The organism is Janthinobacterium salmonicoloratum (assembly GCF_051380845.1).
Classification (GTDB): domain Bacteria; phylum Pseudomonadota; class Gammaproteobacteria; order Burkholderiales; family Burkholderiaceae_D; genus Janthinobacterium; species Janthinobacterium lividum_F.
This window is the reverse complement of the sequence record NZ_JBNYXV010000001.1, coordinates 880,654-904,875: the sequence shown is the minus strand read 5'-3', so window position 1 is coordinate 904,875 and position 24,222 is coordinate 880,654. Positions and strand designations below refer to the sequence as shown.

Sequence of the window (24,222 nt, the reverse complement as noted above, 5' to 3'; positions counted from 1 at the left end):
CTCGCCATGACGTATTTCTACCTGGCCATCGCCATCATCGCCGAAGTCATCGCCACCAGCGCCTTGAAGGCATCGGACGGCTTCAGCCGCTTGTGGCCCAGCATCATCACCGTGGTAGGCTACAGCATCGCCTTCTGGTGCTTGTCCCTGACCTTGAAGGTCATTCCTACCGGCATCGTCTACGCGATCTGGTCGGGCGTGGGCATCGTGCTCATCTCCGCCGTCGGCTGGTTCTGGTTCAAGCAAAGCCTCGATACGCCGGCCCTGATCGGCCTGGGGCTGATCATTGCCGGCGTGCTGGTCATTAACTTGTTTTCAAAGTCCGTCGGTCACTAATCAAAAGCTGCTGGCAACCCGCGCCAGGTAATACCACTCGGCATTCGCCGCCGCGTTGACGTCGGGGAAGAGGATGTAGGCGTCGAATTCGGCCGTCACGGGCGTGCCATCGGCGCGCACGCCAATCTGTTCACCTTGTTTGACCTTGTCAAAGCTGGACCAGGTCTTGATGAAGCGGTCGCCCGCATCGAGCTTGTCGTGCACGACGACCATGTTCAGCGCTTCCATGTCGGCGTCGGCGATGGCTTCCGGTTGCGGCGCATCGATGAAGCCGAGGAATGCCAGCGTGTTCATGATGGCGCGGTAAGCGACATCCGGTGCGGCAGGGTCGGCATGCTGGCCGCATTCCAGGGTCAAGGCGTAACCGTCCGTCGAGCGCATGTATTCGGTGGTGCCCACGCCGTAACGCAAGACCAGGCCCACCTGATCGCTATTGCCCAGGCGGCGCTGCACGCCCTGGCCATACGCATGCAGCCAGCCGTCGACGAAGCGGCGCACGCCCAGGCGGCGTGCCAGTGCGCGCTCCTTGTCCTCATGTTGAAACGGTTGCAGCGGGCCGTCGTTGTTGCGCGGCCCCACCATGACGAAAGGCTGGCTTTCGGCATTGAACGAGTGCAAGTCCAGCAGCACGTCGTGCTGGCCCAGCAACGGGCACAGCCAATTGGCGATGCGGTCTTCGAAATCCTGCGGATTGTCGTTCGGGAACAGGTTGCGGTTCAGGTTGCGGTCGCCGCTGCGCACGCCCTTGGCGTAAGCGAGCGGGTTGGTGATGGGCACGAAGGTGACGCTGCCAGCCACGATGGAGAGGGCGCCGCTGTCGAGTTCAGCCATCACGCGGTGGATGCCCTTGGTGCCGCAGGTTTCATTGCCGTGCACGGCACCGGTGACGATCAGGCGCGGACCGCTGCCCTGGCCCGTGTAGTTGATGGATTTGAAATGGAGTGCGCTGCTCATGCTGGACATATCCTATGCTGTTGCGGGAAGGGAAAGCGGGGTCGGCATATTTTAGCGGGATTCGCCGTGGACGCCTGCAAAAAGTTGGCCGTGGCAACGTCCGGCATGGCATGATCGGCGCCACCGTTGTTTTTCCTTGCTGATATCCATGTCGTCATCTTCATCTTCCTCGCGCCTGCCTGGCCTCGACACCTTGCGCGCGCTGGCCATCGTGCTCGTCTTCATGAACCATTATTTGCTGTTCGTCAGCGAGGGCGGGGCGTTTGGTTTCTGGGGAGAAATCGGCTGGACAGGTGTGGACCTGTTCTTTGCTCTCAGCGGTTACCTGATTGGCAACCAGATATTCGCATCCTTGCGTAGCGAACGCGGCTTTTCCTTGCTCCATTTCTATGCGCGGCGCTTCCTGCGCACCTTGCCCAGTTTCTATGCCGTGCTGGCCCTGTATTATTTATGGCCCGCGTTTCGCGGCGACAGCGCGCTGCTGCCGCTGTGGAAATTCCTGACGTTTACGCAGAACATCAATTTGACGCCGGGCACGGCGTTTTCGCATGCCTGGTCGCTCTGCGTGGAAGAGCAGTTCTACGTGCTGCTGCCGGCCGTGGCCTTGCTTGTTGCCGCCTGCCGCAAGTCGCTGCTGTGGGCATGGCTGGCCGTGGCCGCCAGCTTTATCGTTGGCATGCTGGTGCGCGCCTCCCTGTGGGATGAATACGTGCAAGTGCCGCGCGGCGGCCTTGGCTATTACAAATACATTTATTACGCGTCGTGGTGCCGCTTCGACGAGCTGGTGGCGGGCGTGGCGCTGGCGCTGCTGAGAAACTACCATCCGGGCGCCTGGCTGCGCCTGACCTCGTATGGCAACCGCGCCTTGCTGGTGGGGATCTTTGCTACGGCGCTGATATTTTATGTGTTTCTCACCGATCACTATGGTTACTGGGTGACGGTGTTTGGCTATCCGGCCCTGGCGGCCAGTTTTACTTTATTGCTGATTGCGGCACTCAGCCCCGGCAGTGTGCTCTATAAACTGCGCGTGCCTGGCGCGGCCAGCCTGGCGTTGTGGTCGTATGCGATTTATCTGCTGCACAAGCAACTGTGCATTCTGCTGCGTCCTTTTTTGCAAGACTTTGGCTACGGGCCGGACGGTGCGCCGGCGATACTGGTCAGTATCGCTGTCAGCATCGCCACGGGCTGGCTCTTATATAGCTTGGTGGAAACGCCGTTCATGCGCTTGCGGGCGCGCTACGTTCCCGCTAATCATGCGTGACGATTACATGTCGATGACGTCCAGTCCACGTGGCGTACCCACGAGTAACTCCAGGATGGCATGCACGCGCAGATTCGTGTCCTCATGTTCCGTGTTGAAGATCAGGGTGCGCAAGCCGGGCACGGCTTCCGTGATGTGGTCGCTGGCGTAGGCATTGATCAATAGCAAGACCAGGTCCGTGGCGCCCGCGCCGGGCTGGCGCCGCAGCCGGTCGTGGATCACGTTCAGCAGCGCGCGCTGCATGCGCGGCGTGGGATTGGTGATGTAGGCGAAGACGCTCGGCGTGTTGGTAATGGCCGCGCACAGGCGCCGTTCGATCTCGTCCGGCTTCACGTCGGAGGCGATATCGAAATACGCGGCTTCCCAGCGCGTGCGCGCATACGGGTGGCCGGGCGGGAAGGAGTCGGCCGTTTCAAAACCGCAGAGGCGGCTCAGGGTTTTCAGCCAGGCTAATATGGTGGAGTTCATGCCGCGATTCTAGCGGCATTCCGCGTGCGCCGGGCCTACTCTATATAAAGGGGGCTGACGCCCGGGAAGCGGATGAAAAACAGATTAAAGTTTCCTGTAAAACAGCCCTTGTCATTCTGGGAAAGCCTCTCTATAATGCTGGTCTTCGGGGCGGTTAGTTCAGCTGGTTAGAATACTTGGTCGACATCCAAGGGGTCGGGGATTCGAATTCCTCACCGCCCACCAGAATTTAGCAGTAGATGGTTTTAAGCTGGCGCAAGCCGCAAGCGGTCATTTGAAATACAATGATCAACAAAAGTTTTACGGGCGGTTAGTTCAGCTGGTTAGAATACTTGGTCGACATCCAAGGGGTCGGGGATTCGAATTCCTCACCGCCCACCAGAATGCAGTTAGAGAGAAAGGTAAAACCGGTTATGACACCGCGAACTACTACCAAGCTTTGGGAGTGACGCTAGTCGAACGGGTTTCCTTTGTCTCAAGAAAGTGAAAAACGCGGCTAGTCCGCGTTTTTTTGCGTCTGCGTTTTCCTTTCAGTTATTTTACCCATCACACATTGCAGTTTTACCTGGCGCCAGCGCCGATATGGAGATCAATATGCTTACAATCCGACTTCCCGATGGTTCCGCCCGTCAATTTGACGGCCCGGTCACCGTGGCCCAGGTTGCGGCCAATATTGGTACCGGCCTGGCCAAGGCTGCTCTGGCCGGCAAGGTCGACGGCAAGCTGGTCGACACCTCCTATTTGATCGAGCAAGACGCGGAACTGGCGATTGTGACGGACAAGGACGCCGATGGTCTGGAAGTGATCCGTCACTCGACGGCCCACTTGCTGGCGTATGCCGTCAAGGAATTGTTCCCCGACGCACAGGTGACCATCGGTCCCGTGATCGACAACGGCTTTTACTATGACTTCGCCTACAAGCGCCCGTTCACGCCGGAAGATTTGACGGCGATCGAAAAGAAAATGACGGAGCTGGCCAAGAAGGATGAGCAAGTCACGCGCAAGGTTGTCGCGCGCGACGAAGCCATCGCCTACTTCAAGAGCATCGGCGAAGCGTACAAGGCTGAGTTGATCGGTTCGATTCCGGCCGACCAGGAAGTGTCGCTGTATTCCGAAGGCAAGTTCACGGACTTGTGCCGTGGCCCGCACGTGCCATCGACGGGCAAGTTGAAAGTGTTCAAGCTGATGAAGCTGGCTGGCGCCTACTGGCGCGGCGACTCGAAAAACGAGATGCTGCAGCGTATCTATGGCACGGCCTGGGCCAAGAAGGAAGATCAGGAGCTGTATCTGCACAACCTGGAAGAGGCGGAAAAGCGCGATCACCGCAAGTTGGGCAAGCAGCTCGATTTCTTCCATTTCCAGGAGGAAGCGCCGGGCCTGATCTTCTGGCATCCGAAAGGCTGGTCGATCTGGCAGCAAGTCGAGCAATACATGCGCAATGTGTATCAGGTCAATGGCTATCAGGAAGTCAAGGCGCCGCAAATTCTTGACCGTGGCCTGTGGGAAAAAACCGGTCACTGGGACAATTACCGTGAAAACATGTTCATCACGGAATCGGAAAACCGCGCCTATGCGCTGAAGCCGATGAATTGCCCTGGCCATATCCAGATCTTCAACAATGGCATGCGCAGCTACCGCGACCTGCCATTGCGCTACGGCGAGTTCGGTCAATGCCACCGCAACGAACCGTCGGGCGCCTTGCACGGCATGATGCGCGTGCGCGGCTTTACGCAGGATGATGGCCACATTTTCTGCCTGGAAGAGCAGATCGCCGGCGAAGTGACGGCTTTCCACCAGCAGGCCATGGATGTGTACACGGCTTTCGGCTTTACGAATATCGATGTGAAACTAGCCTTGCGGCCGGATAACCGCATCGGCACGGAAGAGTCGTGGGATTTTGCCGAGGAATCGCTGCGTTCGGCCCTGCGCGCCTGTGGCGTGGAATGGACGGAACTGCCGGGCGAGGGTGCGTTCTACGGTCCGAAGATCGAATACCACCTGAAAGACAGCCTGGGCCGCGCATGGCAAGTGGGCACCGTGCAGATCGACCCGTCGATGCCGGGCCGTCTGGGTGCCGAATACGTGGCCGTCGATAATACCCGCCAGGTGCCCATCATGCTGCACCGCGCGATCGTCGGCTCCCTGGAACGTTTTATCGGCATCCTGATCGAACACTATGCGGGCGCCATGCCGTTGTGGTTGTCGCCGGTGCAGGTGTCGGTGTTGAATATTTCCGACGCTCAAGCTGACTACGTACAGGAAGTTACAACAAAACTGCGCAAAGCGGGGCTGCGCGTACAGGCTGATTTGCGTAACGAGAAGATTACCTATAAAATACGTGAACATTCCGTACAAAAATTGCCTTACATCTTAGTAATTGGCGACAAAGAGCGGGATGCGAATACAGTGGCCGTGCGGGCGCGGGGCAATGTCGATCTGGGCGTCATGTCCGTCGATGCCCTGATTGAGCGACTCAAACATGAAGTCGACACCAAGGCCTGACGAGGAAACTCGCTGCACGACCGTCTTACAAGATTTTTAAAGGAAATTACAATAGCTACTGACAAGTCACATCGCATCAATGGCGAAATCACTGCCCCTGAAATGCGTTTAAGCGGGGTCGATAACGAGCCACTCGGTATCGTAAGTTTGGCTGAAGCCTTCCGCCTGGCGGAAGAGGCAAACGTCGACCTGGTGGAAATTGCGCCTACCGCGCAGCCACCGGTGTGCCGTTTGATGGACTACGGCAAATTTAAGTATTCGGAGCAAAAGAAAGCTCACGAAGCCAAATTGAAGCAAAAGATCATCCTCGTGAAGGAAGTCAAATTCCGTCCGGGGACTGATGATGGTGACTACAATATCAAGTTGCGTAATCTCATCAAGTTCCTCGAAGATGGCGATAAAACCAAGATCACCTTGCGTTTCCGCGGTCGTGAGATGGCGCATCAGGATATTGGCTTCCGCATGCTGGAACGTCTGAAAGCCGATCTGGAGCCGTACGGCCAGGTCGAGCAGTTCCCGAAGATGGAAGGCCGCCAAATGATCATGGTTCTTTCGCCTAAGAAGAAGAAGTAAGCTACAATAGCGTTTTACTGTGGATCGATGTGGTTTGTGCCTGCATTGGCGTGACACTAGATTCCAGGCAGAATTTGCGCGGTCCGGTCAGCAATGTCCGGGCCGCGTGAACTGTAGTGGACTCGCATCCGCTGCACAACATGTGAAAGCAGGCATCTAAGCGCAGCGTCGTGTTGCCACCTGCAATCCTGTTATAAATGGAGCTGTCCGTAAGAGGACAGATTGCTATGCCTAAAATGAAGACCAAAAGCTCCGCGAAAAAACGTTTTCGCGTGCGTCCAGGTGGAACAGTCAAGTCGGGTCACGCGTTCAAACGCCACATCCTGACCAAGAAAACCACCAAAAACAAACGTCAGTTGCGCGGTACCCGTAACATCAACGCATCGGATGTCACATCCGTCATGCGCATGATGCCGACTGCTTAATCTCACACTCAATTTAAGGAGTTACTATGCCTAGAGTAAAACGTGGGGTTACAGCTCGTGCCCGTCATAAAAAGATTCTTGTTCAAGCTAAAGGCTACCGTGGTCGCCGCAGCCGTGTATACCGTGTTGCCAAGCAAGCAGTTATGCGCGCTGGCCAATACGCTTACCGCGATCGCCGCAACAAGAAACGCGTTTTCCGCCGCCTGTGGATCGCCCGTATCAACGCCGCTTCCCGTGAGCATGGCGTAACGTACAGCGTATTCATGAACGGCTTGAAAAAAGCAAATATCGAACTGGACCGTAAAGTCCTGGCCGATATGGCTGTGATGGACAAGCCAGCATTCGCTGCGATTGTCAACGCAGTTAAAGCAAAAATCGCTGCGTAAGCATCGGTTATTGCACAACGTCATCCGTAGGGTGACGTCATAAAGAGCGGGGCAGGGGTGTGAACCTTATGCCCCGTTTCCGTTTTTGATTGTTGGATTTTAGATAACTGAGTCCAGGATTGATGTCCAAAACAGGAAATGCCGCATGAACTCCCTAGAAGAACTCGTCGTCTCGGCCCAGGCTGACTTTATCGCCGCCGCAGACGCTGCCGCACTTGAAAACGCCAAAGCCCGCTACCTGGGCAAGACTGGCCAGATTACTGAAATGATGAAGGGCCTGGGCAAGCTGGACCCGGACGCGCGCAAGGCGCAGGGCGCCCTGATCAACGCCGTCAAAGTGCAGATCGAAGACGCGCTGACGGTGCGTCGTGATGCGCTGGCTGATGCCCAGATGCAAGGCCGTCTGAACGCCGAAGCGATCGACGTGACTCTGCCAGGCCGTGGCCGCATGCCCGGCGGCATCCATCCCGTGACGCGTACGTGGGAGCGGGTCGAGGAAATCTTCCGCTCGATCGGTTTCGACGTGGCCGACGGCCCGGAAATCGAAAACGACTGGACCAACTTCACGGCGCTGAACAGCCCGGATAACCACCCGGCCCGTTCCATGCACGATACCTTCTACATCGATGGCAACGACACCGATGGCAAGCCCTTGCTGCTGCGCACGCACACGAGCCCGATGCAGGTGCGCTATGCGCGCACGCATACGCCGCCGATCAAGGTCATCGCGCCGGGCCGCACCTACCGCGTCGACAGCGACGCCACCCATTCGCCGATGTTCCACCAGGTCGAAGGCCTGTGGATCGCCGAAGACATCAGCTTTGCCGACCTGAAGGGCGTGTACCTGAACTTCGTCAAGGCTTTCTTCGAGACGGACGATTTGCAGGTGCGTTTCCGCCCTTCGTACTTCCCGTTCACGGAACCGTCGGCCGAGATCGACATCGCCTTTGGCTCGGGTCCTTTGAAGGGCCGCTGGCTGGAAGTGTCGGGCGCTGGTCAGGTGCATCCGACCGTGGTGAAGAACTTCGGCCTCGATCCCGAGAAATTCATCGGTTTTGCTTTCGGCTCCGGCCTGGAACGCTTGACGATGCTGCGCTACGGCATCAACGACCTGCGTCTGTTCTATGAGGGAGATTTGCGCTTCCTCAAGCAGTTTAACTAAGGCGTTTCATTATTCCATGTCACTCGATGCGCTGGAGCGTGCCCTTGCATGCTCGCGTATTGAACATTTGAAAGCTTGATTATGCAATTTTCCGAAAACTGGCTCCGTACCATGGTCGATCCGAAGATGACTTCGGACGAACTGGCCCATCTGCTGACCATGTCCGGTCTCGAAGTCGAGGACGTCGATCCTGTCGCCCCGCCGTTCTCGAACGTGGTGGTAGGCCTGGTCCTGGAGATAGAAAAACATCCGAATGCGGACCGCCTGAATGTGTGCCAAGTCGATGTCGGCACGGGCACCATGCTCAACATCGTCTGTGGCGCGCCGAATGTGCGCCCGGGTTTGAAAGTCGTTTGCGCGATGGCGGGCGCCGTGCTGCCGCCTGGCGCCGACGGCAAACCGTTTGAAATCAAGGTGGGCCAGCTGCGCGGCGTCGAGTCGCAAGGCATGCTGTGCTCCGCGCGCGAATTGAAATTGTCGGAAGAAAACGCCGGCTTGATGGAATTGCCGGACGACGCGCCGATTGGCCAGAATTTCCGCGATTATTTCGCGCTCAACGACTTGAAATTCACCATCAAGTTGACGCCGAACAAGGCGGACTGCCTGTCCGTGCTGGGCGTGGCGCGCGAAGTGTCGGCGTTGACGGGCGTGCCCCTGAATGTGCCGCAGTTCCGCACCGTGCCTGTTTCCAGCGATGAGATCTTGCCCGTGAAAGTCAGCGCGCCGGACCTGTGCGGCCGCTTCACGGGCCGCGTCATCCGTGGTTTGAACGCCCGTGCTGCCACGCCGGACTGGATGAAGCAGCGCCTCGAGCGCAGCGGCCAGCGTCCGCTGTCGGCCCTGGTCGATATTTCCAACTATGTCATGCTGGAACTGGGCCGTCCTAGCCACGTGTTTGACCTGGCAAAGATCCATGGCAGCCTCGATGTGCGTTGGGGCAAGGCTGGCGAATCCGTGAAGCTGCTGAACGGCAACACCATCGCCGTCGACGAGTGGATCGGTGTCATTGCCGATGACCAGGAAATCGAATCTCTGGCCGGCATCATGGGCGGCGACGCCAGCTCGGTGTCGGACGAGACGGACAGCATCTACCTGGAAGCGGCATTCTGGTGGCCGAACGCCATTCAAGGCCGCGCACGCCGCTTGAATTTCTCGACCGATGCGGCGCACCGCTTCGAGCGCGGCGTCGATTTCGCCACCACCGTCGAGCACATCGAGCGCATCACGGCCTTGATCGTGGAAATCTGCGGTACGCCAGCCACCACCGTCGGCCCTGTCGACGACCACGTGGTGAACTTGCCGCAGCGCCAACCCGTATCGATGCGCACGGCGCGCGCGCAGAAAGTCATCGGCGTGCCGCTCAACGATGAGCTGATCGCCGATATCTTCACGCGCCTGGCCCTGCCATTCACCCTGGCGGACGGCGTGTTTTCCGTGACGTCGCCCAGCTACCGTTTCGACATCGAGATCGAGGAAGACCTGATCGAGGAAGTAGCGCGTGTGTACGGCTTTGAAAACATCCCGACTTTGCCGCCCGTGGCCGCGAACGTGATGCAGATTGCACCGGAAAATACTCGCTCCTTGTTTGCGGTACGTCATGAACTGGCCGACCTGGGCTTCCAGGAAGTGGTTAACATGAGCTTTGTCGATACGGCATGGGAGCGCGATTTCTCGGGCAATACGCATCCGATCAAATTGCAGAATCCGATCGCCAGCCAGATGAGCGTGATGCGTTCCTCGCTGATCGGCAGCCTGATCGCCAATGTGCGCTACAACCTGAACCGCAAGACGAACCGCGTGCGCATCTTCGAAGTGGGCGCCATCTATCAGCGCGACGACAGCGTGGACAACGGCCCCTTGTCGGTGGCTGGCTACGCCCAGCCAAAACGCGTGGCCGCCATGGCCTACGGTGCGGTGGCAGAAGAGCAATGGGGCCAGGCTACGCGTACGGTCGACTTCTTTGACGTGAAGGCGGATCTGGAAGCGCTGTTCGCGCCGCTGGTCTTGCGTTTCACCAAGGTGGAACATCCGGCCCTGCATCCTGGCCGTTCGGCGAACGTGGAACTTGATGGCAAGGTCATCGGTTTCATCGGCGAACTGCACCCGCGCTGGATGCAAAAGTACGACTTGCCGCTGGCGCCAGTGCTGTTCGAAGTCGACGCCGCTGCCTTGACGCAACGAGTCGTACCCGTGTACCAGGAAATCTCGAAATTCCCTGGCGCCAGCCGTGACCTGGCTGTTGTCGTCAAGCAATCGGTGGCCGTGCAGGATCTGCTCGACAGCTTCCATGCCGCCGCCAAGTCGAGCCCGGCAGCGCGTATCGTGCAAGCCATTGTTTTATTTGATGAATATCGTGGAAAAGGTCTGGAAGCGGATGAAAAAAGCCTTGCTTTCCGGATTAGCTTGCAAGATACTCAAAACACCCTGCAAGACGATGTCGTCGATGGCCTGATGGCTGTCTTGATCGATGCTGCCAAGCAGGGCCACGACGCGAAATTGCGTTCGTAATTACCGGACTGGCCGTCGCCTTGCGTGACGGCCTTTCCGTCGTCAACCGTAGACGAGCTTGCCATGTGGCTGGCTCGGGCGCACAGAAAAGGCAGGGCAGGAAAATTAATAACAGCGACGTTGATTCCGCCGTACTGCAGTCCGCACTGGCCGCAGATCTGCATCGGGCCATGCTGGTTGCCAAAGTGCGCCAGGAAGCGGAAAAAGATTTACCCACCTTGACCAAGGCGGAACTGGCCGAACTGTTGTTCGAGCAAGTGGGCCTGAACAAGCGCGAAGCGAAGGATATGGTCGAGACCTTTTTCGATGAGATCCGCAATGCGCTCGAGCGTGGCGAGGCCGTCAAGTTGTCCGGTTTCGGCAATTTCCAGTTGCGTGACAAGCCACAGCGGCCGGGCCGCAATCCGAAGACGGGTGAAGAGATTCCCATCACGGCGCGCCGAGTCGTGACTTTTCATGCGAGCCAGAAGCTGAAAAGCATGGTCGAAGAGAGTAGTCCGCTGGCACGTGCTGCCTGAGTGAGTGGCGATGAACGAGCGCATCAGTAAAACCGAGTTGATCGCCTTGCCGCCCATTCCGGCGAAACGCTATTTCACGATCGGCGAGGTGAGCGAGTTGTGCGGCGTCAAACCGCATGTGTTGCGCTACTGGGAACAGGAGTTTTCCCAGCTCAAGCCGGTCAAACGACGTGGTAACCGCCGTTATTATCAGCACCATGAGGTGCTGCTGATACGCCGTATCCGCGAATTGCTGTATGAGCAAGGTTTTACCATCAGTGGCGCGCGCAACAAGCTCGATAGCCGTGGCGCATCGCATGCCATCGTGGACGAATTGCCTGTGCTGCCGGCCATGCCCGTCGTGCCGCAGGAAGCGCCGCTGGACCGCGTGTGGATACGTAATGAATTAATTGCGATTTTAAACTTGCTAAAATAAGATTTGTACCAATATAGGTGGGGTTGTCCGAGACCGGTTGACTATACTGCATGGGCGCTCCGTCTTGGCGCTGACGCTGCCATACGGTGCTCCATATTTTGAATATAATGTTAATGTTGCGTTTTTGTTAGTGACGCTAAGCCGGAGCAGCGTTCAGGTTCCGGTAGTCTTTCCCAGGCCAGGAAAATTTAAGGGGAAACAATGATACGCGTTGCCATTTGTGATGATCACCAAATAGTACGAGCTGGATTCAAACAGATTTTTTCGTCGTCGAGCGATTTCAGTGTGGTGGCGGAAGCCGGTACCGGGCGCGAAGCGCTCGATATCGCCCGCCGCGAAATTTGCGATGTGTTGCTGCTTGATATAGCCATGCCCGATCAGAGCGGCATCGATACCTTGCGCACGATACGCCAGGGACAGCCGGAATTGCCCGTGTTGATACTCAGCGGCTATCCCGCGCAGCAATACGCGCTGAACCTGTTCAAGATGGGCGCGAATGGCTATCTGAACAAGGAATGCGAAGCCGACGAGCTGATGACGGCCGTGCGCACCGTGTTCCAGGGGCGCCGCTATGTCAGCTCCACCGTGGGCGAGTTGCTGGCGCAGTCGTTCGACCGCGATACGAATGCCGCTTTGCATACGGAATTGTCGGACCGTGAGTTCCAGGTCTTCCTGCGCCTGGCGCGCGGCGCCACCGTGTCCGATATCGGTGTGGCCCTGTCGCTAAGCATCAAGACGGTAAGTACTTACCGTACGCGCATCATGGAAAAAATGGGCTTGCAATCCAACAGCGACTTGACCTATTACGCAATGAAAAACAATTTGCTTGACTAGCTCTGCGGTGCGATCATGGAAACATGATCGCTCAGCCAGCTAGCCAGCACGACTTGTGCAGTGCAGCAGTTTGTGGCGAGGACTATAATTGGCCGGCGCCGGCGCTTTCTCCCGCGCCGAACCTTGCTAAGGATGCACACCAGGATGTATTTCACTGCTGAACCGGCCCCGAATCACCGCCTGCCCCTGTACAAGACGATCCTGTGCGTCACTTGCGCCTTGCTGCTTGTACTCAATGGTTTCAGTCTCTATCATAACCTGCAGTCGCTGAAGGGCACGAACGCCTTGCTCAGCCAGAGCGCCCGCGTGGCGGACCGCCTGCAGTATTTGAACGTGCTCGTGCTAGATGCGGAAAGCAGCTTGCGCGGCTATTTCATTTCCGGTTCCGAAACCTATCTTGGGCCGTCGAAGACGGCTAGCACCGAAATCGAGAACGAATTCAACGAGCTGCAAACCTTGCTCGCGGGCAGTCCCACGCAACTGAAAAACCTGGGCCAGCTGAAAAACTTGATCCGTCGCAAGATGTCGATGCTGCAACAATCGATCGACGTCTACAAGCAGGGCGGACTGGCTGAGATTGTCAATATTTCCCGCGTGACCGATGACCGTGCCACCATGGACGAGATCCGCCTGCAAGTGGTGATCATGACGCGCGAGCAGAATGAAGCGCTGTCGTCCGGCAGCGCCGCCTTTTACCATGAGTACCAGAAAGCTGTGCTGCTCGGCATCGGCATCAATGCCCTGGCCATCCTCGTGCTGATCATGTTTTATCAGTTGGTGCGGCGCAGCTTCCAGAACCGCGCAGCCGTCGAGTATGCGCTGCAAAATGCCAATGACACCCTGGAATCGACGGTCAGCAAGCGTACCGAGCAGTTATCCGTGCTGTCGCGCCATTTGATCAGCGTCAATGAAGTGGAAAAGGCGCGCCTGGCGCGCGAACTGCACGATGAACTGGGCGCCAACTTGACGTCGATCAGCATGGACCTGGGCGCCGTCACGCAGCAACTGGCGCACACGCAGCCGGAACTGGCCACGCAATTGCGCCGCGCCAAGGCGACCTTGCTGGAAACGGTGGAACTCAAGCGGCGCATCGTCGAGGATTTGCGCCCCAGCCTGCTGGACAACCTGGGCCTGTGCGCCGCCATCGAAAGCTATTGCGAGGATTTTGCGCGCATGAGTTCGGTGCGCTGCGAAACGGACGTGGCCATCAATATCGACAACCGCGAAGCCACCCTGACGATCGCCCTGTTCCGTATCGTGCAGGAATCGCTGACGAATATCCTGAAATATGCACGTGCCGGCATGGTCAGCGTGACATTGAAACGCAATGAACACGGCCTGGTGCTGCGCGTGATCGACGACGGCATCGGCATTACCGAAGATGCGCTGCAAAAACCCATGTCGCACGGCTTGCTGGGCATGCGCGAGCGCGCCTTGCTGCTGGGCGGCACCCTCACCGTGCGCCAGGGCCCGGAAGGCAAGGGGACTTGCGTGGAAGCCGTGATTCCGCTGCCGCTGACACCGGAGCCGGAAGAGATCGACGAGGGCGCCAGCGTTTGACTGTGCAGGGATGAAAAAATGGCCGGGCGTGTAGCCTGGCCATTTTTTATCTATCTTGCCTGCCAGGATCAGCAGCGCATTAGCAGCGCGAGACGTCGCGCAGCAAGCGGTCGTATTCCGTCTTGGCCACTTTATAGCACTCGCCCGCATAGCATTCCAGGCCGGTGCGGTCCAGCACCGTGATGTTGCCGCGGCGATAATGGATCAAGCCTTCTTCCTGCAGCTTGCCGGCGGCGGCCGTGATGCTTTCGCGGCGTACGCCCAGCATGATGGAGATCAGCTCTTGCGTGACTTTCAATTCATTCGATGGCGAACGGTCCAGGCGGTCCAGCAGCCAGCGGCACAGCTTTTGCTCGATCGAGCTGTGGCGGCCGCCGACGGCGTTCTGCGCCATCTGGGCAAACAGGGCGTTGGTATAGCGCATCAACAGCTGCGGCAGGGCGCCGCCCTGGTTGAAGGCGTCGCGCAAGCTTTGTGTTTTGAGGCGGTAGCCATAGCCGGCACTTTGCACGACGGCCGTGCACATGGCGCGCTCGCCCGCCAGCAGCGAGGCGCCGGCCACGCCTTCATGACCGACGACAGCGATTTCCGTCGTGGCGCCGTCTTCCATTACATACAGCAAGGAAATGATGGCGGTGGTGGGGAAGTAGCTGTATTCCATGTTGTTACCATAGGCATACAATTCCTTGCCGAAAGGCAGTTCCACCAGTTCCAGGTCTTCGAACAGCGATTCGAGCGCGGCGCGCGGCAGGGCGGCCAGCAATTCATTCTGTTGGGCACTGCTGAGGCTAACACGCGACGCAAGCTTGATTTCCCGTCCGGCCGCTGGCATGGCGCGCGGCAGCAACTGGTTCTTCTGGACCGGGGCGATAAGTTGAGTATGGCTCATAGTATTCCTCACAGGCTTTTTACATCGGAGTGCGACTGCCGCGTTGCTGGTCAAAAAAAGTTGCCGACTCCATGTGGTAACGGCGTTTTTTTCAACCGCGCGGTGCAGATCGCGATGTAGCTACTTTAAAAGCTTATGTAAGTGGCGAACATAAGATTAGCAGTCGCCACTTTGTAGTCTCTTTTGAGGCGAAATTGTAGTCCTTGTCCTACGTGCACACTTTTGACTAGCTAGCCTTGCGCCGTTCTGCGCGATTTTGTGGTATGACGCGCGGCTTGTTGGCGCTCCACAGGCCGGCCGGACGCACGCTGGGCAAGCCGTTGCGCACGGTCGCGGCGTGTGCCTGGCGCGTGCCAGTCACCTCGTGTTCCCCCAGTCGGAAGCGGCTGACGGCCTGCGTCAGCGCCTCGCCTTCCTGGTGCAGGCGCTGCGAACCGGCGCGCGCCTCGTCGACCAGGCCCGCGTTCTGGCGCGTCATGTCGTCGATTTGCGCCAGCGCCTGGTTGATGCGGGTGATCTCGCCATTCTGCTCGGAGCCGGCACTGCTGATGCGTCCGATTACCACGGCTACTTGCTGCACCGCATCGACGACTTGCCGCATGGTGTTGCCGGCGGCATTGACGAGGTCGCCACCCGCATCCACGGTGGCCACCGAATCGCCGATCAGGCGCTTGATTTCCAGCGCCGCCTCGTTCGAGCGCTGCGCCAGGCTGCGCACCTCGGACGCCACGACGGCAAAGCCGCGTCCTTGCTCGCCCGCGCGGGCAGCTTCCACGGCCGCATTCAGGGCCAGGATATTTGTCTGGAAGGCGATGCCGTTGATGACGCCGATGATGTCGACGATCTTGTGCGAGCTGGCCTTGATCGAGGCCATGGTCTCGACCACGGCGCCCACGGTCTGGCCGCCGCGCAGGGCCACGTCGGCCGCTGTCGCCACCAAGGTGCGCCCCTGTCCTACGTGGGCTTCGTTGCGGCCCACGGTGGCCGTCAGCTCGCGCATCGAGTCCACGGTGGCGCCCAGCGCGTCCGCTTGCGTGGCCGTGTGGCCGGACAGGGCGGCGTTGCCCTGGGCGATATCGGCGCCGGCCGCCGCGATGACGGCCGCGCCGCCGCGGATTTCCTGCACCAGGGTGGCCAGGCCATGCGTCATGGCGCCGAAGTCGCGCACCAGGTCGCCGATCTCGTCGTGCGCCTGCGAGGTGATGCGCTGCGACAGGTCGCCCGCCGCCGCCGCGCCGACGGCCACGCGCAATTGCGTCACGTCGCGCGCGAACGCGGCATAAAAGCCCGCGCACAAGTAGGCGGCGGCCAGCAGCACCAGCAGCATGGCTGCCAGGATCAGAGCGCGGCGCGCCTCGTCGCGGGCGATGCGCTGCGCCAGCAAGCCGTCCAGCGCGCTGGCCGAGGCGCCGGAGAGCGCGTGCAGGGCGTCGATGGCTTGCATGCCGGCCCCGTGGAATTGCGCGCCCGAGGTCTGGTCGTAGGAATTCGTCACCTCATTCTTCGTGCGTTCGAGGAAGGCCAGCGCGGCAGGCACGGCTTTCAGGGCCGGCTGCAGGCTGGCGCGCAATGCCGGCTTGGCAGCGATGATTTCGTCGTAGCGGGCCGGCAGGCGTTCCAGTTCGTGGCGCGCGATCAGGGCGTTGGCGTTGACGAGTTGATCTTCATTCGCTTCGAACAGGCCCGTGTCGATGTAGGCCGCGCCGCGCCCGCCGATGTCTGACAGGCTCTCGGCCAGGTCGGGCAGGGTGGCGGTAAACACGGCGCTCAGGTGGTTGGCGCCCGCGTCCGGGTCCAGACTCAGGTGCGAGCGGTCCGCCACCAGCTGGCCCAGTTTGGCCGCCTGGCGCAGCAGCGCCGTGTGCGCCGCGTAGCTGTCGCGCGCGGCGAGGCCTGCCTGGCGGCCCAGCAGGGCTTGCCACTGCTTCGTCAGCTCGGCGGCCTGGGGCAGGCCCGCGCCCGCCGGCAAGCGCATCAGGGCCGCCAGCGCGGCCGTGATGCGCGCATTCAGGGCCGTGTTGTCCATGCCCGCCTTGCCGCTCAGGCGCAAATGCTCGAGACCGCGCCGCTGCTGCAGCAGCCGCGTGCCTTCCTGGAGTTGGCGCACATACGCCACGCCCCGCTGCGCATCTTGTGCCTGGGCCAGCGATTTGCCCAGCTCCGAGATCAGCAAAGTGGTTGCCAGCGCCAGCGGCAGCAGGAAGACCAGGCAGACGAGCATGAATTTGGGCAGCAGGCGCAAGCGCTGCATGAGTCGGATGGCGGGGGTGAGGAGCATTTTCATCGGGTTTCCAGGGAAGAGTGGCAACATTTCTGCAGTGCAATGTTGCCTGCGGATTGTGACCCCTTGATGAAGTGGGCGATTTTGCTTTTCGCCATAGTGAAGCAGTTCACACGGAAGGCCGATCCTTCTGTAAAATCGAGGGTTTTTTGCGAGGGCCATATTATGGTCACCAATATGGCCAACGAGAACGACAGCAACACCCCCGATTCCACTGACAGCGCGGACATCGCCGCAGCGTCAGTCAGCAGCAAGGCGCCGGCCGTGATCGCGCGCGAAGTGCAGCGCCGCCGCACCTTCGGCATCATTTCCCACCCGGATGCGGGTAAAACCACCCTGACGGAAAAACTGCTGCTGTTTTCGGGCGCGATCCAGATGGCCGGTACCGTCAAGGCCCGTAAATCGGGCCGCCACGCGACGTCGGACTGGATGGAAATCGAGAAGCAGCGCGGCATTTCCGTCGCCTCCTCGGTGATGCAGTTCGAATTCCGCGACCACGTCGTCAACCTGCTCGACACACCGGGTCACCAGGACTTTTCGGAAGATACCTACCGCGTGCTGACGGCAGTCGACTCGGCGCTGATGGTGATCGATGCGGCCAAGGGCGTGGAAGCGCAGACGATCAAGCTGCTGGCCGTGTGCCGCATGCGCAATACGCCCATCGTCACCTTCATGAACAAAATGGACCGCGAGACGCGCGATCCGCTGGACCTGCTCGACGAACTCGAATCGGTGCTGAAGATCCAGTGCGCGCCCGTCACCTGGCCTATCGGCATGGGCAAGAACTTCCGCGGCGTGTATCACCTGCTGAACGACGAGATCATGCTGTTCAAGGCCGGTGAAGAGAAGGCCGACGGCGCCTTCGAAATCATCAAGGGCATCGATAACCCGCGCCTGCAGGAGATGTTCCCGCTGGAGATGGATCAGCTGCGCATGGAAGTGGAGCTGGTGCACGGCGCGTCGAACCCGTTCAACCTGGAAGAATTCCTCTCCGGCGTGCAGACGCCCGTGTTCTTCGGTTCGGCCATCAACAACTTTGGCGTGCGCGAGATTCTCTCGGCGCTGGTCGACTGGGCGCCGGCGCCGCGCGAGCGCGACGCGACCGTGCGTTCGGTGGCGCCGTCCGAGCAGCCATTTACCGGTTTCGTCTTCAAGATCCAGGCGAATATGGACCCGGCCCACCGCGACCGCATCGCCTTCTTGCGCGTGTGCTCGGGACGTTTCGAGCGCGGCATGAAGGTCAAGCACTTGCGCCTGGGGCGCGAGATCAAGGTGTCGAACGTGGTGACCTTCATGGCATCGTCGCGCGAACAGGTGGAGGAAGCGTACGCGGGCGACATCATCGGTTTGCCGAACCACGGCAACATGCAGATCGGCGACAGTTTTTCCGAGGGCGAGATGCTGACGTTTACGGGCATCCCGTACTTCGCGCCAGACTTCTTCCGCTCCGTGCGCATCCGTAATCCGCTGAAGATCAAGCAGTTGCACAAGGGCTTGCAGCAGCTGGGCGAAGAGGGCGCGGTGCAGGTCTTCAAGCCGGTGCAGGGCGGCGAACTGGTACTGGGCGCCGTCGGCGTACTGCAGTTCGAAGTGGTGGCCAGCCGTTTGCTCAACGAATATGGCGTGGACGCCGTGTTCGAAGGCACCAGCATCAGCAGCGCCCGCTGGGTCAGCTGCGACGACAAGCGCATCCTGCAGGATTTCGAAAACGCGCTGGGTCACAACGTGGCCTACGATGCGGCCGGCAACATGGCTTACCTGGCCACGTCGGGCGTGAACCTGCGCCTGACGGAAGAGCGCTGGCCGAAGCTGACGTTCCACGCGACGCGCGAGCATTCGGCGAAGTTGGCTTAATGAATATGCAGTAGGTGCCAAGGGCAGAACCAGTGGTTCTGCCCTTTTTTTACGCCTGCAGGATCGTGCGCGTGCTCCAGTCGCGCCGTTCCAGCAGCAGCGCCGTCAGCTGCGCCGCCGTCATCGGACGCGCAAAGAAAAAGCCCTGCACATTATCGCAGCCGGCTTTTCTCAGAAACTCCACCTGCTGCACCGTTTCCACGCCTTCGGCCACCACTTTCAAATGCAGGCTGTGCGCCATGGCGATGATGGCCGTGACGATGGCTTCGCCCTCGCCGGGCAGGTCGCGCACGAAGCTGCGGTCGATTTTCAACTGGTCGATGGGCAGGCGCTTCAGGTACGACATCGAGGAATAGCCGGTGCCGAAATCGTCGATCGACAGGTGAATGCCCGTTTCCTGCAGTCGCCGCATCAGTTCCACGTTGGCGTGGACATTGTCCATCAAGACGCCTTCCGTGATTTCCAGTTCCAGCAAGCCATGCGGCAGCTGCGTTTCGTCCAGGATGGCGCGGATATCGTCCATCAGTCCCGGGTCGCGCGCCTGGCAGGCCGACAGGTTGACGGCCACGTGCTCGAGCGAATCGAGCAGTCCCGCCTTGCACCACAGGGCCGCCTGCCGGCAGGCGCTTTGCAGCACCCAGCGTCCCAGGTCGACGATGATGCCGCTTTCCTCGGCCACGGGGATGAATTCAGCGGGGCTCAGCTGGCCCATGTCGTGGCAGTTCCAGCGTATCAGCGCTTCCACGCCGACGATGCGCCCGCTGCGCAAGTCGATCTGCGGCTGGTAGTGCAAGTACAGTTCCTCGTTTTGCAGTGCGCGGCGCAGGTTCGCTTCCATGCGCAGGCGGCGCTGCGCGCGCAATTCCATTTCGGCCTTGAACACGGCGTAGCGGTTCTTGCCCAGGTGCTTGGCGTGGTACATGGCCGTATCGGCATTGCGCGTCAGGGTGGCCACGTCCTGCGCGTCGAACGGATACAGGCTCACGCCGATGCTGGCGCTGACATACAGCTGGTGGCCTTCGAGGTCGAACGGCGCGGCCAGCACGGCGTGGATCTTGCGCGCCACGCTGGCCATTTCCGAGGCGTCGTCGGCCGGTTCCACGATGACGACGAATTCGTCGCCGCCGATGCGGCAAATGATGTCGGTGCCGCGCAGGATGGCCACCAGGCGCTCGGATACGAGCTTGAGCAGCTGGTCGCCGCAGTGGTGGCCCAGCGTATCGTTGACGACCTTGAAGTTGTCCAGGTCCAGCAGCAGCAGGCCCACGCTGCTGTCCTGGCGGTCGGCGCGCGCCAGCGCGTAGGCCAGGGCGTCGTTGAACTCATGGCGGTTCGGCAGTTGCGTGACCGGGTCGACGTGGGCCAGGTAATGCAAATGGTGTTCCGCATGCTGGGCGGCGGTGCGCGTGCGGCGCACCATCAGGAATGTCAGGCCGAACGCGCACAGGCAGACCAGCAGGGTGAAGGCGGCAAATTGCGCCAGGCTGGCGTACAGCGGCGCCAGGCTGGCGCGCAGGTACAGCGCGCCGCCGCCGGGCAAGGCCTTCAGGATGGCGGCGCTGCCGTCCAGGTAAGCGATCTGCAGGCCGTAGCGCGGCGCCGTGGGCGCGACATCGGCGCTGCTGCGCGCGTAGCGGGCAAACGGCGTGCCATAGGGGCTGTAGAGCAGTGCTTGCTGGAGATGCGGGGCGGCGGCGAGGGAAGCGAGGAGTTGTTGCGCTGCAAGACGATTGTCCTGGCGCATGGCCTGGGTGGCGGCAGGTGCCAGCATGTCGGCTTGAATACGCAGCGTGCGCTGGAAAGATGCCTGGAGGGAAAACAACTGGAAGAGGATCAGCAGCAGGCTGGCCATGGCCAGCATGGCCGCCGCAGCCAGCAAGTTCAGCTTGGCTATCCGGTCGCCGCGCAATTGCGCCGACGGCAACGTCAATGGCGCCATCATAACACTTTCTCCTGCCGGCCCCGCTTGCCGCCGCCCCGTGTGATCCCGCCTCGCCCAGCCATACTTTACGTTCCAGTCTGATGAAAACCGAAGTGAGCCGGAACTCTCAACGTGTTGTTAAGGCCGACATATTGTCATTTCGCAGCGTGAAAGTACAGGGCGCGCGGCAATTTTGTGTGCATGCCACAGGCCGGTGGCAGCAGGCAAGGCGACAAGACAGGCGGAAAAGGCGGGAGTGTCTTTCTAATAATAATCCAAACTGAATTTTAATCCTTTTTTTGCCAGTCTGTTTTTTCCTTAAAAACATGCTGACAATAAATAAAATGCCATCAAGAATAACTTCAATGCCCCCGCCATCCCGGTGCGGATTAATTTTCTGTCCGTATGGCCTATTGCAAGTCATTGATTTTAATAAATTTTAATGAAGAATGCGAGAACGCTATGGCCTTGCTCCGCGAGTTCGTCCATAATCCGCTGATGATGGACGTTCTGATGCTGTTTGTTTTGTCTGCTGCGGCCAAGCAAACTGCCGCCAGCAAAACCGGACGTCGCCCTAATGATCAATAGTGAGGATATCTTGGAAAAAAAACCAAAAATTATTTTGTCGTCACAAGACCTGGAACGACTGGAAGCGTTGTTGTATGCCTTGGGTAATAATCTGTCGCCGGACAAGGCCGCCTTGCTCGATGAGCTGGGCCGCGCCGATGTGCTCGAGCCGCAAGAGATTCCCCCGACCGTCGTGACGATGAATTCCACCGTACGCTTCACGGTGGAAAACAAGGAAGAGTTTTGCCTGACGCTCGTGTATCCGAAGGATGTGGAAGGCCAGGCCGACCGCATATCCGTGCTGGCGCCCGTCGGCAGCGCGCTGCTGGGCCTGTCCGTGGGCGACAGCATCGCCTGGCCCATGCCGGGTGGCGTGGTGAAGGTCAAGATCGAGGAAATCGTTTACCAGCCTGAACGGGCTGGCGAATACCACCGCTAGGCGCGGCAAGCAGTGACGGCGGACGGCGCCTGCCGTTCGCCTGCCAGGCCGTGTTTCCGATAGTCAGCTATTGCGTTGCACGCGCACCACCAGCCATCCCGCCACGACCGTGAACGTGACGATGATGGCAACGATGATCCAGAAGCCCTGCGGGTGCTGGGCCAGCGGAATTCCCCCCACATTCATGCCCAGCATGCCGGCGATGATATTGATCGGCAAGGCCAGCACGGTGACGATGGTCAGCACGAACAGGCTGCGGCTGTTTTCCTCGTTGACGCTGGCGGCAATCTCTTCCTGCAGCAGCTTGATGCGTTCCTGCAAGGACGACATATCGCTGAGCACCACCGAAAATTCCTCCGTCGATTGGCGCAATTCCAGGCTGTCCAGCTCCGACACCCACCCAGGCGGGCGTTGCAGCAGGCGGAACAGGGCGGCCGGTTCCGGCGCCAGCAGGCGCTGCAGCCGCACCAGCACGCGCCGCATGGCGCCCAGGTCTTCGCGTTTCGGCACCAGGCGCCCGGCCAGCAAGTGATCCTCAATATCGTCGACCCGCGCCACGGCGTCGCGCACGATGTTGACCAGCACGTCGGCCTGGTCGCGCAGCAGATGGATCAGCAGCTCCACCGACGAGCGGATCGGCTCGTGGTTCTTGATGACGGCCTGGCGCAGGCGCTCGATCGACTGCAGCGGCGCGCGGCGCGCCGTGATGACGAGGTTTTGCGCCACGCTGGCCCACATGGTGGAAATGTCGGACGCTTCGAACGAGAAATTGTGCACCACATCGTTGACCACGGCGATCAGGGTGTTTTCCGCCTGTTCGATGCGCGTCGAGCGCGAGCCCTGGTGCAGGGTTTCATAAAATTCATCGGCCAGCTGCGTGTGCGTCATCAGCCATTTTTCGCTGGCCGCATGCGACAGGTTGAAATGCAGCCAGACGAATTCCTGCGCCGGGCGCGCCGCGCCATCGGCCAGCCAGGCCAGGGCGGCCGTCGAGTCGAGCGCGAGCGGCTGCGCCTCGCGGCCAAACAGGAAGCCCCAGACCAGGCCTGAAGTGTCCGAGCCGTAGGTAAAACCGGCAGTTTCCATCGCCATCGTGAATCTTTCTCGCGCAGTGTGATTGATCGTCGCGCGATTCTAATACATGGATATGTCGGGAGAATGACAAGGCCACCGCGAACGGTGGCCTTGGTGGGGACTACAGCCGCATTTTAGTAGCGGCGCGGATTATCCGGACGCCGGTCGTCGCGGTTCGGAATGCCATCGCCGTCGCGGTCGTGGCGGTTGCCATTGTCGCGGTCATAGCGGTTGGGGATGCCGTCGCGGTCGCGGTCGCCGTTCGGGCCGCGTGGCGACCAGCGGCCTTGCTCCATCTGCCAGCGTCCATCGCGCTGGTTCCAGGCGGGCGGCGCATACACGTAGCCGGGGCGTTCGGCGATCCATACGCCTTGCGTCCAGGCGTAGCGCTGGCCACGCCATTCCCAGTGGCCGGGCGCCCAAATGTAGCCGTGGCGCGCGCGCGGGATGGCTTCGCGGCGCGGTGGCGGCGGGGCGATGCGGATTTCGTCGTAGCGCACGGGCTGCACTTGCGCGGCAACCCAGCCGCCACGATCCAGGCGCCAGCGGTTGTTCTCTTGTATCCAGGCGGCGCGGCGGTACTGGTTGCCGCCGCGTTCGCGCAGCCATTCGCCGTCGTTCCAGACATGGCGCTGGCCATCCCAGTTCCAGTAGCCGGGTGCCCAGACATAGCCGCCGCGCGGCGCTGGCACGCTTTCAAACCGTGGCGGAGGCGGGGCGTTTCCGACGACAATGCTGACGCCAAGCTGATTCTGTGCCATGGCTTGCGCGGGCAGGAAGGCTGCGGCGCTGATGGCGAGCATGGCTGCTGCGTAGAGTGTGAGGGGTTTCATGGTGTGCTCCATTTCGGTGATTGCGTGAAATGGACTATAGGCGCTTGCTGGCGGTTTTTCGCTTTTGATTCAACTTATTACAATTGACACAATGCTGTGTGTCCGTGTATCCGTGGCGGATACAAATGGCGGCCTGGCGTGGCGCTGTTCAAGCTGGCGCCAGGCGGCGTGGTGTCATCATCGATGGCTCACAGGGTGCTGGCGGTGGCATTGCCCAGCAAGGCTTGCCGTTCCTCGATCAGCGAGATTTTCTTTTCCTGTTCCGTCAGACGCTTGGCGCTGACCACCACCACGGGGATGGCGCTCGCTTGCGCCACATCGGCCGTCCTGGCTGCCGATGGCTGCATGAAGCTGACATAGCTGGCGCCGCAGGCGATGGCGACGGCGACGGTAAAGATGGCTTCCATGTTTTTTAAGGCGTTTTTTGGCGTGTTCATGATGGTTCCTTTCTGGGGGCGGGTG

At 60.0% G+C, this 24,222-nt stretch carries 23 protein-coding genes and 2 tRNA genes; 17 read left to right on the top strand and 8 right to left on the bottom strand.

Features of this window, described 5'->3' with window-relative positions; translation table 11 throughout:
* Positions 1-6 precede the first annotated feature (6 nt).
* The gene (locus ACQ4WY_RS04165; protein WP_436504389.1) at positions 7-336 is read left to right on the top strand and encodes an SMR family transporter; all 330 of its coding nucleotides are present in this window, start codon (positions 7-9) and stop codon (positions 334-336) included.
* Here ACQ4WY_RS04165 and ACQ4WY_RS04160 read toward each other — a convergent pair whose 3' ends face one another.
* Complete coding sequence (locus tag ACQ4WY_RS04160; protein WP_436502944.1) at positions 337-1,299, bottom strand: M14 family metallopeptidase; 963 nt, start codon at positions 1,297-1,299, stop codon at positions 337-339.
* A gap of 139 nt (positions 1,300-1,438) precedes the next feature.
* Here ACQ4WY_RS04160 and ACQ4WY_RS04155 point away from each other — a divergent pair, with 139 nt between their 5' ends.
* A complete protein-coding gene (locus ACQ4WY_RS04155; protein WP_436502943.1) occupies positions 1,439-2,551 on the top strand; it encodes an acyltransferase family protein in 1,113 nt (370 codons plus the stop codon).
* 3 nt (positions 2,552-2,554) lie between these two features.
* Here ACQ4WY_RS04155 and ACQ4WY_RS04150 read toward each other — a convergent pair whose 3' ends face one another.
* The gene (locus ACQ4WY_RS04150) at positions 2,555-3,019 is read right to left on the bottom strand and encodes a hypothetical protein (RefSeq protein ID WP_436502942.1); all 465 of its coding nucleotides are present in this window, start codon (positions 3,017-3,019) and stop codon (positions 2,555-2,557) included.
* 148 nt (positions 3,020-3,167) lie between these two features.
* Between ACQ4WY_RS04150 and ACQ4WY_RS04145 the strand changes: the two genes are divergently transcribed.
* The 12 genes from ACQ4WY_RS04145 (at position 3,168) to ACQ4WY_RS04090 (ending at position 13,902) form a co-directional block, all read left to right on the top strand.
* A tRNA-Val gene (locus ACQ4WY_RS04145) sits at positions 3,168-3,244 on the top strand.
* A 79-nt stretch (positions 3,245-3,323) separates the two neighbouring features.
* Positions 3,324-3,400 (top strand) — tRNA-Val (locus ACQ4WY_RS04140).
* A 213-nt stretch (positions 3,401-3,613) separates the two neighbouring features.
* A complete protein-coding gene (gene thrS, locus ACQ4WY_RS04135; protein WP_353656540.1) occupies positions 3,614-5,521 on the top strand; it encodes a threonine--tRNA ligase in 1,908 nt (635 codons plus the stop codon).
* A gap of 12 nt (positions 5,522-5,533) precedes the next feature.
* A complete protein-coding gene (gene infC, locus ACQ4WY_RS04130) occupies positions 5,534-6,094 on the top strand; it encodes a translation initiation factor IF-3 (protein ID WP_205711303.1) in 561 nt (186 codons plus the stop codon).
* A 227-nt stretch (positions 6,095-6,321) separates the two neighbouring features.
* A complete protein-coding gene (gene rpmI / locus ACQ4WY_RS04125) occupies positions 6,322-6,519 on the top strand; it encodes a 50S ribosomal protein L35 (protein ID WP_038493025.1) in 198 nt (65 codons plus the stop codon).
* A gap of 26 nt (positions 6,520-6,545) precedes the next feature.
* Entirely contained in the window at positions 6,546-6,905 is a 360-nt protein-coding gene (gene rplT / locus ACQ4WY_RS04120) for a 50S ribosomal protein L20 (RefSeq protein ID WP_010399214.1), read from the top strand.
* Between the two features lie 145 nt (positions 6,906-7,050).
* Complete coding sequence (pheS, locus tag ACQ4WY_RS04115; RefSeq protein WP_436473511.1) at positions 7,051-8,067, top strand: phenylalanine--tRNA ligase subunit alpha; 1,017 nt, start codon at positions 7,051-7,053, stop codon at positions 8,065-8,067.
* A gap of 81 nt (positions 8,068-8,148) precedes the next feature.
* A complete protein-coding gene (pheT, locus tag ACQ4WY_RS04110; protein ID WP_436502941.1) occupies positions 8,149-10,575 on the top strand; it encodes a phenylalanine--tRNA ligase subunit beta in 2,427 nt (808 codons plus the stop codon).
* Positions 10,576-10,745: 170 nt separating this feature from the next.
* Positions 10,746-11,093, top strand: a complete 348-nt coding sequence (locus tag ACQ4WY_RS04105; RefSeq protein ID WP_436502940.1) for an integration host factor subunit alpha — start codon at positions 10,746-10,748, stop codon at positions 11,091-11,093.
* 10 nt (positions 11,094-11,103) lie between these two features.
* Positions 11,104-11,508, top strand: a complete 405-nt coding sequence (locus tag ACQ4WY_RS04100; RefSeq protein ID WP_141169901.1) for a MerR family transcriptional regulator — start codon at positions 11,104-11,106, stop codon at positions 11,506-11,508.
* Between the two features lie 201 nt (positions 11,509-11,709).
* Entirely contained in the window at positions 11,710-12,342 is a 633-nt protein-coding gene (locus ACQ4WY_RS04095; RefSeq protein ID WP_034783185.1) for a response regulator, read from the top strand.
* Positions 12,343-12,486: 144 nt separating this feature from the next.
* The gene (locus ACQ4WY_RS04090; RefSeq protein ID WP_436502939.1) at positions 12,487-13,902 is read left to right on the top strand and encodes a sensor histidine kinase; all 1,416 of its coding nucleotides are present in this window, start codon (positions 12,487-12,489) and stop codon (positions 13,900-13,902) included.
* Between the two features lie 79 nt (positions 13,903-13,981).
* Here the strand turns inward: ACQ4WY_RS04090 and ACQ4WY_RS04085 are convergent, their stop codons facing one another.
* Both ACQ4WY_RS04085 and ACQ4WY_RS04080 read right to left on the bottom strand, forming a co-directional pair.
* Positions 13,982-14,791, bottom strand: a complete 810-nt coding sequence (locus ACQ4WY_RS04085; RefSeq protein WP_436502938.1) for a Crp/Fnr family transcriptional regulator — start codon at positions 14,789-14,791, stop codon at positions 13,982-13,984.
* A gap of 226 nt (positions 14,792-15,017) precedes the next feature.
* Positions 15,018-17,075: a methyl-accepting chemotaxis protein gene (locus ACQ4WY_RS04080; RefSeq protein ID WP_436502937.1), complete on the bottom strand. Its 2,058-nt coding sequence runs from the start codon at positions 17,073-17,075 to the stop codon at positions 15,018-15,020.
* 162 nt (positions 17,076-17,237) lie between these two features.
* Between ACQ4WY_RS04080 and ACQ4WY_RS04075 the strand changes: the two genes are divergently transcribed.
* Complete coding sequence (locus tag ACQ4WY_RS04075) at positions 17,238-18,926, top strand: peptide chain release factor 3 (protein ID WP_436502936.1); 1,689 nt, start codon at positions 17,238-17,240, stop codon at positions 18,924-18,926.
* 49 nt (positions 18,927-18,975) lie between these two features.
* Here ACQ4WY_RS04075 and ACQ4WY_RS04070 read toward each other — a convergent pair whose 3' ends face one another.
* Positions 18,976-20,868 (bottom strand): putative bifunctional diguanylate cyclase/phosphodiesterase, encoded by a 1,893-nt coding sequence (locus ACQ4WY_RS04070; RefSeq protein WP_436502935.1) that lies wholly within the window; start codon positions 20,866-20,868, stop codon positions 18,976-18,978.
* A 441-nt stretch (positions 20,869-21,309) separates the two neighbouring features.
* Here ACQ4WY_RS04070 and ACQ4WY_RS04065 point away from each other — a divergent pair, with 441 nt between their 5' ends.
* On the top strand, positions 21,310-21,435 hold the full coding sequence (locus tag ACQ4WY_RS04065) for a hypothetical protein (RefSeq protein ID WP_353656548.1): 126 nt from the start codon (positions 21,310-21,312) through the stop codon (positions 21,433-21,435).
* A 10-nt stretch (positions 21,436-21,445) separates the two neighbouring features.
* On the top strand, positions 21,446-21,853 hold the full coding sequence (gene rnk, locus ACQ4WY_RS04060) for a nucleoside diphosphate kinase regulator (protein WP_436502934.1): 408 nt from the start codon (positions 21,446-21,448) through the stop codon (positions 21,851-21,853).
* A 63-nt stretch (positions 21,854-21,916) separates the two neighbouring features.
* Here rnk and ACQ4WY_RS04055 read toward each other — a convergent pair whose 3' ends face one another.
* From ACQ4WY_RS04055 to ACQ4WY_RS04045, 3 genes are all read right to left on the bottom strand, one after another.
* Positions 21,917-22,945 carry a transporter gene (locus tag ACQ4WY_RS04055; RefSeq protein ID WP_436502933.1) on the bottom strand — a complete coding sequence of 343 codons (1,029 nt, stop codon included), beginning with the start codon at positions 22,943-22,945 and terminating at the stop codon, positions 21,917-21,919.
* A 116-nt stretch (positions 22,946-23,061) separates the two neighbouring features.
* Positions 23,062-23,760, bottom strand: a complete 699-nt coding sequence (locus ACQ4WY_RS04050; RefSeq protein ID WP_436502932.1) for a hypothetical protein — start codon at positions 23,758-23,760, stop codon at positions 23,062-23,064.
* 188 nt (positions 23,761-23,948) lie between these two features.
* Entirely contained in the window at positions 23,949-24,197 is a 249-nt protein-coding gene (locus ACQ4WY_RS04045; RefSeq protein ID WP_353656551.1) for a hypothetical protein, read from the bottom strand.
* Between the last annotated feature and the right edge of the window lie 25 nt (positions 24,198-24,222).

Coding starts and splice junctions, on each gene's coding strand:
- ACQ4WY_RS04165 (WP_436504389.1), top strand. CDS start 7: ATGACGTATTTCTACCTGGCCATCGCCATCATCGCCGAAGTCATCGCC.
- ACQ4WY_RS04160 (WP_436502944.1), bottom strand. CDS start 1,299: ATGTCCAGCATGAGCAGCGCACTCCATTTCAAATCCATCAACTACACG.
- ACQ4WY_RS04155 (WP_436502943.1), top strand. CDS start 1,439: ATGTCGTCATCTTCATCTTCCTCGCGCCTGCCTGGCCTCGACACCTTG.
- ACQ4WY_RS04150 (WP_436502942.1), bottom strand. CDS start 3,019: ATGAACTCCACCATATTAGCCTGGCTGAAAACCCTGAGCCGCCTCTGC.
- thrS (WP_353656540.1), top strand. CDS start 3,614: ATGCTTACAATCCGACTTCCCGATGGTTCCGCCCGTCAATTTGACGGC.
- rpmI (WP_038493025.1), top strand. CDS start 6,322: ATGCCTAAAATGAAGACCAAAAGCTCCGCGAAAAAACGTTTTCGCGTG.
- rplT (WP_010399214.1), top strand. CDS start 6,546: ATGCCTAGAGTAAAACGTGGGGTTACAGCTCGTGCCCGTCATAAAAAG.
- pheS (WP_436473511.1), top strand. CDS start 7,051: ATGAACTCCCTAGAAGAACTCGTCGTCTCGGCCCAGGCTGACTTTATC.
- pheT (WP_436502941.1), top strand. CDS start 8,149: ATGCAATTTTCCGAAAACTGGCTCCGTACCATGGTCGATCCGAAGATG.
- ACQ4WY_RS04105 (WP_436502940.1), top strand. CDS start 10,746: ATGCTGGTTGCCAAAGTGCGCCAGGAAGCGGAAAAAGATTTACCCACC.
- ACQ4WY_RS04100 (WP_141169901.1), top strand. CDS start 11,104: ATGAACGAGCGCATCAGTAAAACCGAGTTGATCGCCTTGCCGCCCATT.
- ACQ4WY_RS04095 (WP_034783185.1), top strand. CDS start 11,710: ATGATACGCGTTGCCATTTGTGATGATCACCAAATAGTACGAGCTGGA.
- ACQ4WY_RS04090 (WP_436502939.1), top strand. CDS start 12,487: ATGTATTTCACTGCTGAACCGGCCCCGAATCACCGCCTGCCCCTGTAC.
- ACQ4WY_RS04085 (WP_436502938.1), bottom strand. CDS start 14,791: ATGAGCCATACTCAACTTATCGCCCCGGTCCAGAAGAACCAGTTGCTG.
- ACQ4WY_RS04080 (WP_436502937.1), bottom strand. CDS start 17,075: ATGAAAATGCTCCTCACCCCCGCCATCCGACTCATGCAGCGCTTGCGC.
- ACQ4WY_RS04075 (WP_436502936.1), top strand. CDS start 17,238: ATGGTCACCAATATGGCCAACGAGAACGACAGCAACACCCCCGATTCC.
- ACQ4WY_RS04070 (WP_436502935.1), bottom strand. CDS start 20,868: ATGATGGCGCCATTGACGTTGCCGTCGGCGCAATTGCGCGGCGACCGG.
- ACQ4WY_RS04065 (WP_353656548.1), top strand. CDS start 21,310: ATGGCCTTGCTCCGCGAGTTCGTCCATAATCCGCTGATGATGGACGTT.
- ACQ4WY_RS04055 (WP_436502933.1), bottom strand. CDS start 22,945: ATGGCGATGGAAACTGCCGGTTTTACCTACGGCTCGGACACTTCAGGC.
- ACQ4WY_RS04050 (WP_436502932.1), bottom strand. CDS start 23,760: ATGAAACCCCTCACACTCTACGCAGCAGCCATGCTCGCCATCAGCGCC.
- ACQ4WY_RS04045 (WP_353656551.1), bottom strand. CDS start 24,197: ATGAACACGCCAAAAAACGCCTTAAAAAACATGGAAGCCATCTTTACC.